The 9,872-nt window shown below is 59.7% G+C and carries 12 protein-coding genes and 1 pseudogene; 8 read left to right on the forward strand and 5 right to left on the reverse strand.

The features are described from left to right. Positions 1-2: 2 nt before the first annotated feature. The 4 genes from QZ638_RS19645 to QZ638_RS19670 form a co-directional block, all read right to left on the reverse strand. Entirely contained in the window at positions 3-1,586 is a 1,584-nt protein-coding gene (locus tag QZ638_RS19645; protein WP_295813592.1) for a trimethylamine methyltransferase family protein, read from the reverse strand. A gap of 580 nt (positions 1,587-2,166) precedes the next feature. Further along, complete coding sequence (locus tag QZ638_RS19655) at positions 2,167-2,625, reverse strand: hypothetical protein (protein ID WP_295813594.1); 459 nt, start codon at positions 2,623-2,625, stop codon at positions 2,167-2,169. A 265-nt stretch (positions 2,626-2,890) separates the two neighbouring features. Next, positions 2,891-3,277, reverse strand: coding sequence for a hypothetical protein (locus QZ638_RS19660; RefSeq protein WP_295813595.1), 387 nt, complete (start codon positions 3,275-3,277; stop codon positions 2,891-2,893). Between the two features lie 432 nt (positions 3,278-3,709). Continuing rightward, on the reverse strand, positions 3,710-4,180 hold the full coding sequence (locus QZ638_RS19670) for a hypothetical protein (RefSeq protein WP_295813597.1): 471 nt from the start codon (positions 4,178-4,180) through the stop codon (positions 3,710-3,712). A 310-nt stretch (positions 4,181-4,490) separates the two neighbouring features. Here QZ638_RS19670 and QZ638_RS19675 point away from each other — a divergent pair, with 310 nt between their 5' ends. Next, positions 4,491-5,189: a B12-binding domain-containing protein gene (locus tag QZ638_RS19675; RefSeq protein WP_295813598.1), complete on the forward strand. Its 699-nt coding sequence runs from the start codon at positions 4,491-4,493 to the stop codon at positions 5,187-5,189. 31 nt (positions 5,190-5,220) lie between these two features. Here QZ638_RS19675 and QZ638_RS19680 read toward each other — a convergent pair whose 3' ends face one another. Then, positions 5,221-5,379, reverse strand: coding sequence for an entericidin (locus QZ638_RS19680; protein ID WP_295813599.1), 159 nt, complete (start codon positions 5,377-5,379; stop codon positions 5,221-5,223). A 61-nt stretch (positions 5,380-5,440) separates the two neighbouring features. Here QZ638_RS19680 and QZ638_RS19685 point away from each other — a divergent pair, with 61 nt between their 5' ends. The 7 genes and pseudogenes from QZ638_RS19685 to QZ638_RS19715 all read left to right on the forward strand — a co-directional run. Next, positions 5,441-6,061, forward strand: coding sequence for a DUF1638 domain-containing protein (locus QZ638_RS19685; RefSeq protein ID WP_295813600.1), 621 nt, complete (start codon positions 5,441-5,443; stop codon positions 6,059-6,061). Between the two features lie 70 nt (positions 6,062-6,131). Continuing rightward, positions 6,132-6,761 (forward strand): DUF4893 domain-containing protein, encoded by a 630-nt coding sequence (locus QZ638_RS19690; RefSeq protein WP_295813601.1) that lies wholly within the window; start codon positions 6,132-6,134, stop codon positions 6,759-6,761. A 142-nt stretch (positions 6,762-6,903) separates the two neighbouring features. After that, on the forward strand, positions 6,904-7,521 hold the full coding sequence (locus QZ638_RS19695; RefSeq protein WP_295813605.1) for an exopolysaccharide biosynthesis protein: 618 nt from the start codon (positions 6,904-6,906) through the stop codon (positions 7,519-7,521). A 119-nt stretch (positions 7,522-7,640) separates the two neighbouring features. Further along, positions 7,641-7,943, forward strand: a complete 303-nt coding sequence (locus tag QZ638_RS19700) for a virulence factor (RefSeq protein WP_295813602.1) — start codon at positions 7,641-7,643, stop codon at positions 7,941-7,943. Beyond that, a complete protein-coding gene (locus QZ638_RS19705) occupies positions 7,924-8,526 on the forward strand; it encodes a methylenetetrahydrofolate reductase C-terminal domain-containing protein (protein WP_295813603.1) in 603 nt (200 codons plus the stop codon). The genes QZ638_RS19700 and QZ638_RS19705 overlap by 20 nt, the downstream gene beginning before the upstream one ends. Next, positions 8,523-9,635 (forward strand): methylenetetrahydrofolate reductase, encoded by a 1,113-nt coding sequence (locus tag QZ638_RS19710; protein WP_295813604.1) that lies wholly within the window; start codon positions 8,523-8,525, stop codon positions 9,633-9,635. Before QZ638_RS19705 ends, QZ638_RS19710 begins: the two co-directional genes overlap by 4 nt. 95 nt (positions 9,636-9,730) lie before the next feature. Next, positions 9,731-9,872 (forward strand): annotated as a pseudogene (locus tag QZ638_RS19715) (methyltetrahydrofolate cobalamin methyltransferase); the annotation flags it as partial.

Below are 9,872 nucleotides of genomic sequence, written 5' to 3' on the forward strand. Positions count from 1 at the left end.
CTTCAGGCAAAGGCATCGGGCATCGATTCCTTGCGTCTTGCAATGAAATCCACAAGCCCCTCCTCGATCCCCGGATCGAGTGGCGGGGCCTGATAGGTTTCAAGCCAGTTTCGGGCGAGCTGGTTGGCGCGTTGGGCTGCCGTTTTCTCGCCTTCCGCCGCCCATTGTTCGTAGGAATTGTTGTCGGCAATGGACGAGCGGTAGAAGGCCGTCTGGAAATTGGCCTGGGTGTGGGCGCAGCCGAGGTAATGGCTTCCCGGCCCCACCTCGCGGATGGCATCCATCGCCTGCCCGTTTTCCGAAACGTCCAAGGGCTCGCATGTCCGCTGCTGCATGCCGAGCTGATCGATATCCATCATGAATTTTTCATAGGAGGACACCAACCCACCTTCCAGCCAGCCAGCCGAATGCAACACGAAATTGGTTCCGGCCAGCACTGTCGAGTTCAGCGTGTTTGCGCTTTCATAGGCGGCCTGCGCGTCGGGAATCTTCGATCCCGTCAGCGATCCGCCGGTGCGGAACGGCAATCCGAGGCGCCGGGCCAGTTGAGCCGCCCCGTAGGACACGAGCGACGGTTCGGGTGTGCCGAAGGTCGGCGCCCCCGACTGCATGGAGATCGACGAGGCGAAAGTGCCGAACAGAACCGGCGCACCGGGCCGCACGAGTTGCGTGAAGGCCGCGCCAGCCATGACTTCAGCCAGCACTTGCGTCAGCGTGCCGATCACCGTGACCGGGCTCATGGCACCGGCAAGAATAAAGGGAGTGACGATGCACGCCTGATTGGCGCGTGCATAGACCTTCGCCGCGCCGAGCATGGTCTCGTCGAAAACCATGGGCGAATTGGCGTTGATCAGATTGACGACCACGGTGTTCTGGTCGACGAATTCCTCGCCGAACAGAATTCTCGCCATCGACACCGTGTCCTCGGCCCGGTCTGGCGCTGTGACCGAGCCCATAAAGGGCTTGTCGGAATAGCGCATGTGCGAGAACACCATATCGAGATGGCGTTTGTTGACCGGAACGTCGACCGGTTCGCAGACGGTGCCACCCGAGTGATGAATTGACGGCGCCATATAGGCGAGTTTCACGAAATTGCGGAAATCCTCGATGGTCGCATAGCGGCGCGTCCCGTCGAGATCGCGCACGAAGGGCGGCCCGTAGACGGGCGCGAAGACCGTCGCGTTGCCGCCGATCTCCACCGACCGCTCGGGATTGCGCGCATGCTGTGTAAACACCGAGGGCGCCGTCTTCAAAAGCTGCCGGCACAATCCCCTTGGAAAATGCACACGGTCGCCCCGCACATCGGCGCCTGCTTCCTTCCAAAGGGTGAGCGCTTCCGGGTCGTCGCGAAACTCGATGCCGATTTCTTCCAGCACGGTATCGGCATTCGCCTCGATCAGCGCCAGCGCTTCGTCGTCCAGAACCTCGAACGGTTTGAGCACACGGCGGATATAGGTCAGTTGCAGCCCCGGCCCAGCGCCTGCGCGCGCCGCCCTACGGGCGGCCGCGCCGCCACGCTCGCCGCGCCCGGACCGTCCCCGGCGCGGCCGATCGTCCGTTTCGTCGTCACCGGCCATCATCGTCATGGCGAAAACTCCACGCTAGGGTCATCAAGCAAGACTCGCTACGAGCCTAGCGTTTGCAACAACAAGCTCCGTCCCGCAAGCGGCAGATAGTGTCGCAACTGGCGTTCTGATGAGACTGGCAGCGACACCATCGCAGCGTTCTGCCACCACATTCCTTTGCAAGAATAGCCGATGGCACCACGTCGATCACAAGCGATACGCGATGAATTTTCCGCAGATCTGGGCTTTCATGCCAACGCCCTTGCCGGGAAAGGGAGCACTCTCGGTGCAAATGCGCACCCGTCGCTCGCGCGCTCCGTCAAAATTGAGGACGACCAGCACTGACCGGGAGTCGCCAGCACCGAGCGAAAAGTCCGATGGCGATATGCTTGCGTCGATCGGCCTGAAATCCGCGTCATAAGCGCGAATGATCACGCCTATGCGATGTTTGTACGGATTTCGGGGGTGAACCCGCACAGCAAAACTGTCAGTGAAACTGCGAACAACCCCCCGCATCGGCGACATGGATTGCGACGATGCGGGCGTTGCTGCGGCACAGACGGCGACCAAAGCCGCCAGGGTCAGTTTACGCATCGTGCACCTATTCACAGGTCACTGTAACAAAGGCTTCATATGCGCCCTTTTGAAAGATTGCATTATCCGCTACCGCGCGCAGATCAACCGAAAGGTTGCTCGCACCAACTCCCAGGGAGGTTAATGTCGCCCCCGGCACCTTTGCCGTGCTTGTGGCGCCCGTCGAGCTGTAGGTGGCCCTGAACGTAGCGGCGCCCGTGCCAGTCGGTGCTGTTGTGAAAGTCTCGGGCGCTTTGAGCGACGCCTGAAATCCCGCACCTGTCGTATAAATTGTAGCCACACCAGCACTGCCGCCGGCTGCTTCAGAGTCCAGAACATCCAGGCCATCCCGCACGAGTAACCCGTCTGACCGGATTTCGATGGTGCAGCTCTCCTCCAGATTGGCGCGAAAAGGAAGATCTGACTGGGCTCCAAGGGACTGGCTCGAACCAAGCAGCAACAAAACACAAGAGTAGATATACTTCATGACAAAACCCTAGGTTGAAAATCAGGGCGCCATGTAGATACGCGAAGTACCTCCGTCAACAAAAAAGAGATACCTGTTGCAAACAGTTATTGCAGAGAACAGGAGGGTTCGTCGCCTGCCGGACCGCTGATAAGAATCCAGCGGAGCCCCAATCTCCCGACTTGTCGGACGTCACAGATTCAAACCCGGAACAGGCATGAATCAATACCGCTTGTTTTCGGTTTCTGCCAAAATGGAGGTGCGTTGGTCTATCCGGCAGGCGCACTCAGCGCCTGCCTTCGTTGCTCCATGACGCATCGCTCGCCCAGTCACCCGAAGCGTTGGAACGCATGCGTGGATCGAGCCCACGCCGCATGAGCTCGACTTCGAGTTCAAGGCGCTTGAGCTCGAGCTGATACAGTTTGTCGCAATCCAGCCGGGTCGGCTTTTTTCCAAGGGGAACAACGAGCCGCCCGTAAGCGGAAATGCGATGCGAACTGTTGTCGCCGATCACGCCTGAGTCGAGATAGGCCCCGGATCCAGCCATGGATGCGCGACACGTGGTACCGTCGGCAGCTCTGATTTCATCAAACCCGTTCGGCATGACGACGCCGGGAAGCGTCACACCCGTCTGGTTCTGATTGATGACGTACTGGTCGCTGTCTCCGTACACTATGGAAACACTCAGAAACAAAAAAACGCAGGCCCCCATCAATCGATACGATAAGCTATGAAACGTCCGCATACTTGAGCCTTAATCTTTGTCTGCCGGCCAGGAAAAGGAACGCTTTCCGCGCAAATCCTGACCCGCCTTACGTTTTTGCTGCCGAACCCGATCGAAACAAGAACGGACCGCGAGGTTCTGCTGCCCATCATTGTCTCCGAGGGAAATACCTCCGCTGCTATTGGCCGGAAATCCCGATCGTAAGCCTTGACCGCCATCCGGATCCTGTGCGGATAGGGGTTGTAAGGGGACACCCGCACCGTGAACGTATCGCCGAAACTTGTTATTTCACCGCGCATCGGCGTGAGGGACTGGGCAGCGCTCGTGCCGCAACCGGCAGTGAAAGCGGCTGCCCATAGGAGTTTTCTCCAAGCACAGCTATTATTCACAGGTCAGAGTGACCTCAGCCGTGTACGAGCCGGCGGGAAACGTGCCGGTCGATTTCGTCGCGCTCATGTCCACATCGACATTGGTCAACCCCAGTCCGAGCGGGGAAGTAACCGAACCGACGACGTCGAGAAGCGTCGTGACGCCCGACGCGCTGTAGCTGGAGGCGAATGTGACGTTGTCGTCTCCGCCCGTCGGCGCGGCAATGAATGCGGCAGGCGTGGAGGTCGAAACGCTGAAACTCGTGCCGGTGGTCAGAATCGTCGCGGAGCCTGAAGCTCCTCCGGCTTCCGTCGACGACAGGACGGAAAAATCGCCATTGGAGGCAAGAATTCCCGGCGTCCCAAGCGTTATCAGGCAGGTCGACAAGACATTGCCGTTGAAAATCACGGTGTCGGTAATGGCAGCGGCGGGGGAAGTAAAAACGATTGCGAGAAAAAATGCGGTTAAAGAGGTTCTACGCATGACCCTGCTCCTCATGGGTAAGCAGACAAGCCCCCTCTTACAAGGCATGATTGAACCTCAATCGGATTAACAACTTGTTAAGCAAGACGTTCGGTTTTGTATCCATTGTGAAGACAAGCCTATTCAAACCGGGCGCAAAGCCTCTCGCCGGCATCGCTCTAACCGTCGCTTTCCTGACGTCGCGAGTCGCAAATCAGCTATGTAAACGGCGAATTCGCGCCTTATTCTGGTGACATCGCATGATTGCGGCCAACCATTAGCGCGGTTCGGGGTGCCCTGCCCGCGTGTCGTGAGCAGCAGGAGCCAGAGCATGTCCGACGACGAAATCATACTCTCGGAGCTTCCGGACGATGAACTCGTGCAGCAGATGCACGACGATCTCTATGACGGGCTCAAGGAGGAAATCGAGGAAGGCACGCACATCCTTTTGAAGCGCGGTTGGCAGCCCTATGAGGTCCTGACGGAAGCTTTGGTCGAGGGCATGCGGATCGTCGGCGAGGATTTCCGCGACGGTATCCTGTTCGTTCCGGAAGTACTTTTGTCGGCCAATGCGATGAAGGCCGGAATGTCGATCCTGCGACCGCTTCTGGCCGAAACCGGCGCTCCCAAACAAGGCAAAATGGTCATCGGTACCGTGAAGGGCGACATCCATGACATTGGCAAAAACCTGGTCGGCATGATGATGGAAGGCGCCGGCTTCGATGTGATCGACATCGGCATCAACAATCCAGTGGAGAATTACCTGGAAGCGATAGAAGAACATCAGCCCGACATTGTCGGCATGTCGGCACTGCTGACGACAACCATGCCCTATATGAAGGTCGTGATCGACACGATGAAGGAAAAGGGCATTCGAGAAGACTATATCGTCCTCGTTGGCGGGGCACCGCTCAACGAGGAATTCGGCAAGGCCGTCGGCGCCGACGCTTATTGTCGCGACGCCGCCGTGACGGTTGAAACGGCCAAGGAACTGATCAAGCGCAAGCACAATTTAACGGCGAGCGCCTGATCGTGGCCAAAACCCAGGAGCGGCGGGCGGGTTAATAGGTGGAGCGCGAAATGTCGCGTCCGGCACTCTGTGTGGCGTCGACCGCATTTGCAGTATCCTGGCCAACGCCGCGGATCGTGTTTGCGCAACCGGCAGCCGAACCGGCAACGAGAACGAGGATCGCCAGACGGGAAAGAACGGAAAGTCTCATGGTTTGTCTCCCTCACAGATAGACCGCCCGCACAAACGGGGCCGTTACGATGCATGAACGCATGAAGCCGCAAAAAGTTCTCGTCCCCGAGAAAGTTCTTGTCATTGCCTGCGGAATGATCGCGCGCGAGGTTCTAGCCGTGCGCGAAACGCAGGGTTTTGCACATCTCGAGCTGACCTGTCTTCCTGCCGATTTCCATTACCGGCCCGACCGCATCGCGCCGGCCATGGACATTGCGATCTCGAACGCGCGCGCGCAGGGCTATCGCAACATCTTCGTCGGCTATGCCGATTGCGGTAGCGGCGGAGCTCTCGACCGGGTCTGCGAGAAACACGGCGTGGAGCGGATCGAGGGGCCCCACTGCTTCGCCTTCTACCAGGGGCTCTCCGCATTCGAACGCGTGGCCGAAGACGACATGCTCTCTTTCTATATGACCGATTTTCTTTGCCGCCAGTTCGATGCCTTCTTCATGAAGCCTCTGGGCCTCGACCGACATCCGGAGTTGATCCAGGATTTCTTCGGCAATTATCAGAAGCTGGTTTATCTGGCACAGACGGTCGATCCGCAACTCGAAACCGTGGCGCGGGATGCCGCCCGCCTGCTCGGGCTCGCTTACGAAAAGCGGCAGACCGGCTATGGCGACCTGACGGATGCGCTGGCCAAGGCTGCACAGAATCGCTGACCCTTCGGAAAGCGCCATGAAATGGTTACATTGGCGGTGCTTTCCTCAGGAGCATTTCGGAGATTCTTTCATGCACCGCTTTATCGTGACATTTCTGGCGCTTGGCCTCGCTGCGGGTGCGGCTAACGCACAATCGCTGGTTCAACAGAAACTCGATATGGAGCGAGCAGGCATCGAGAAGGACACGGTGATGCTGGACATCACCTATCGCGATGCCGCACGCCTTGACGCTTACGAGCGGATGCGCACCGAAGCCTTCGAACAGGCCGAATCCGGCGGCACGGAAGCGGACATTGCGCTTCTCGACGAGATCGACGAGCGACCCAAAATGACATTCGGGGACTTCGACCTTTCCGGGCAATGGCAATGCCGAACCATAAAATTGGGCGGTCCGGCACCACTGGTCGTCTATGACTGGTTCGAATGCTCTGTCAGCGACGATGGATCCGGCTGGTTCCTCGAGAAGCGCACCGGCTCGCAGCGCACACAAGGGCGCTTCTTCACCGACAGCGATTCGCGATTGATCTATCTGGGCAGCTATTTCGTGAACGGCGACGAGGCGCCGCGCTACGGCGCAGGCCGGGAAAGCGATCAGGTGGGGTACGTTTTCCGTGACAGAGACGATGGCTGGCGCGTGGAATTCCCCGCGCCGCAGCGGGAATCCGTGCTCGATATCCTGGAATTTCAACGTCCCCGATGACACCTGAGACGTTGTCGGATGCTTGCGGCTTCTGTCATGAAGGCTTAACGCCATCAGGACAAAACTGTACGCCACCCCGGTCGAGATTCGAACGGCTGGCAAAAAGAGCGCAATGAAGGCGGAGGGAACGGACTTGGACACGGTGTTGGGCGCACCGCCGGCTCACCTGCCGCCGCGCCGGCTCTCGCGTATTTTCCGCGACCTGGCGCGACATGCCGAAGACCGGGTGACCATCGGAGAAATTCGCCAGGCGCTTGGCGACCGCAGCTTTGCGACGCTCCTGGTCTTTTTTGCCAGTCTCAATCTTCTCCCCTTCCCGCCCGGCAGCACGCTCGTCCTGGGGCCGCCGCTCGTGCTTATCGCCCTGCAGATGGTTATGGGAAACAGAACGGTCTGGCTGCCAGGTTTCCTGCTCAACAAGGCGATCGGCGCCGACAAGTTCCGCCATATGAGCGAACGGCTCATCCCCCGGCTGATCTGGATCGAACGGCTCATCAAGCCACGCTACTGGCCGTTTGCACGCGATCATGCGGACCGGATTATCGGGCTTGCCGCCTTGATCCTGTCCATTGCCGTCACGCTACCCATTCCACTCGGCAACTGGTTTCCGGCATTTTCCTGCGCGCTCGTCGGGCTGGCACTTTCCGAGCGGGACGGCGTCCTGCTCGGCATCGCCATTGCCTGCGGCGTGCTCTCCTTGCTGGTGATCGTCGGCGTGGTGGTGGGCGCCAGCATGATGGCCGGCGCTGTCATGCACTGAAGCCACAAGCCGTCCCTCTCCTCCGTTCACGTCGCATTTGAATGCACGCGCGTCGCCTTGCAGCAAGCGGGCGCGCAGCAATGCGGCAATTCTGAAAATCGAGGAAGGAACAGGCGCTTATGGCCCAGCTCATTGTCGTATACTGGCGGGACATTCCCGCCCAGGTGATCGTCAAGAAAGGACGGCAGGCCGCCAAGCGCGAACTGCCCCTGCGCTTCACCGAGGCAATCGACATGTGCGCGATGCGCGTGGGCGCACGCGATACGGACGCCTATCTCGCAGAATGGCGGCGCGGCGATCCCGTCGCCGTTGGCGATGACCTGGAGGCCGAAGCCGACAAAGAGCTGGAAGCGATCGAGCGCGACTATGACAAGCAACGCCTTGTCGCGCTGGTCAAGGCGGATGGCCATGACGGAACCTAGCAATGCAAAGGCAGTCACCGTCACTCAGGCGACGCTGGTGAAGAAGGCGCGCGACCAGCTTGCCTACAAGCCGGCCGACGTTTCCCCCGATCGCCGGGTTCAGCGGCGCTACACGATGCGGCGCTGGTCGGTGCGCCACGCGCGGCTTCTCGAATGGGTCTATGCACGGTTCTCAAGCTTTTTCCTGACGCTTCACCCATTCTGGAACGCCGTCGGCTACGCGCGGGCGGAAAAGCCGGTCAAATTCGTGGAACGCCACGTGAAAGGCATGATGTTCGATTGCCGCATGTGCGGCCAGTGCATCCTTTCTTCCACCGGTATGTCGTGCCCGATGAACTGTCCCAAGCAATTGCGCAACGGCCCCTGCGGGGGTGTGCGCGCCAACGGCAATTGCGAGGTTGAACCGGACATGCCCTGTGTATGGGTTAAGGCGTGGGAAGGCGCGCAGGCGATGCGGCACAGAGACGCGATCTTCGAGGTGCAAAAACCTGTCGACCAGTCGCTCAGAGAGAGCTCCGCCTGGTTGCGGGTAACGGCACGGGCCGCGCGCGAACGCAACAACGCCCGGAGCAACGCCGCATGACCAGACGTCCGCCGCAGATCGACGAGAACCCCGACGGTGTCGACCTGCCGCTGGAATCCCTGCCCGGTCACGTTTCGCGTGGCCGTCTCGAACGTGTCTTGCGGCGCGGCGAATTCGCGGTAACGGCGGAACTGAATCCGCCCGACAGCGCCAACGCCCAGGACGTTTACGAACGGGCGGCCATTTTCGACGGCTGGGTGGACGGCATCAACGCGGTCGACGCTTCGGGCGCCAATTGTCACATGTCGTCCATGGGAATATGCGCGCTGCTGACACGCATGGGCTATGCCACGATCATGCAGATCGCCTGCCGCGATCGCAACCGGATCGCCATTCAGGGTGACGTGCTGGGTGCGGCGGCGATGGGGGTGGGCAACATCATGTGCCTGACGGGCGACGGCGTGCAGGCCGGCGATCAGCCGGGCGCAAAACCGGTTTTCGATCTCGATTGCATGTCGCTTCTGGAAACCGTGCGCACGATGCGCGACGAAGAAAAATTCCTGTCGGGGCGCAAGCTCACCACGCCGCCGGCGGTGTTTCTCGGCGCCGCCATCAACCCCTTCGCCCCTCCTCACGATTTCCGCCCGCACCGGCTTGCCAAAAAGATCGTCGCCGGCGCGCAATTCGTGCAAAGCCAGTATTGCTACGATGTGCCGATGCTCAAGGATTATATGAAACGGGTGCGCGACATGGGCCTCGACGAAAAATGCTTCATTCTCGTGAGCGTCGGCCCGCTCGCCTCCGCAAAGACCGCGCGCTGGATCCGTTCCAACGTGCCTGGGGTCCACATTCCAGATTCGATCATCACACGGCTCGAAGGAGCGGAGAAGCAGAAAGAGGAAGGCAAGCGCCTGTGCATCGACATCATCAATGAAGTGAAAGAAATCGAGGGCGTTTCCGGCATTCACGTCATGGCCTACCGGCAGGAAGAGTTCGTGGCCGAAATCGTGCACGATTCCGGTGTCTTGAAAGGCCGCAGGCCGTGGAAGCGAGAGCCCGGTCTCGACGATGCGCTGGTCGCCGAACGGCTCGACCACATTCTGCATGACAATCCGAACGAGAGACCCGTGGATATGGTGAAGGATGCAAGCGAGGCATCGGCAGAATGACGATCGAACCAGCGCCTGCACGGTCCAACCTCACGGCCGGAATCGAGACCATAAACCAGCGATATGACGCCGTTCATATCCCAGGAGGACATTGAATGACCCGCACCATCGTTGCCTCGGCAAAGAAGGAAGTCGTGATCGGCTTCGACCAGCCTTTCTGCGTGATCGGCGAGCGCATCAACCCGACCGGGCGCAAGAAGCTCGCCGCGGAGATGGGCGCCGGAAACTTCGAGACGG

Origin of the sequence: uncultured Nitratireductor sp. (assembly GCF_913053745.1) — a bacterium.
Taxonomy (GTDB): Bacteria; Pseudomonadota; Alphaproteobacteria; order Rhizobiales; family Rhizobiaceae; genus Nitratireductor.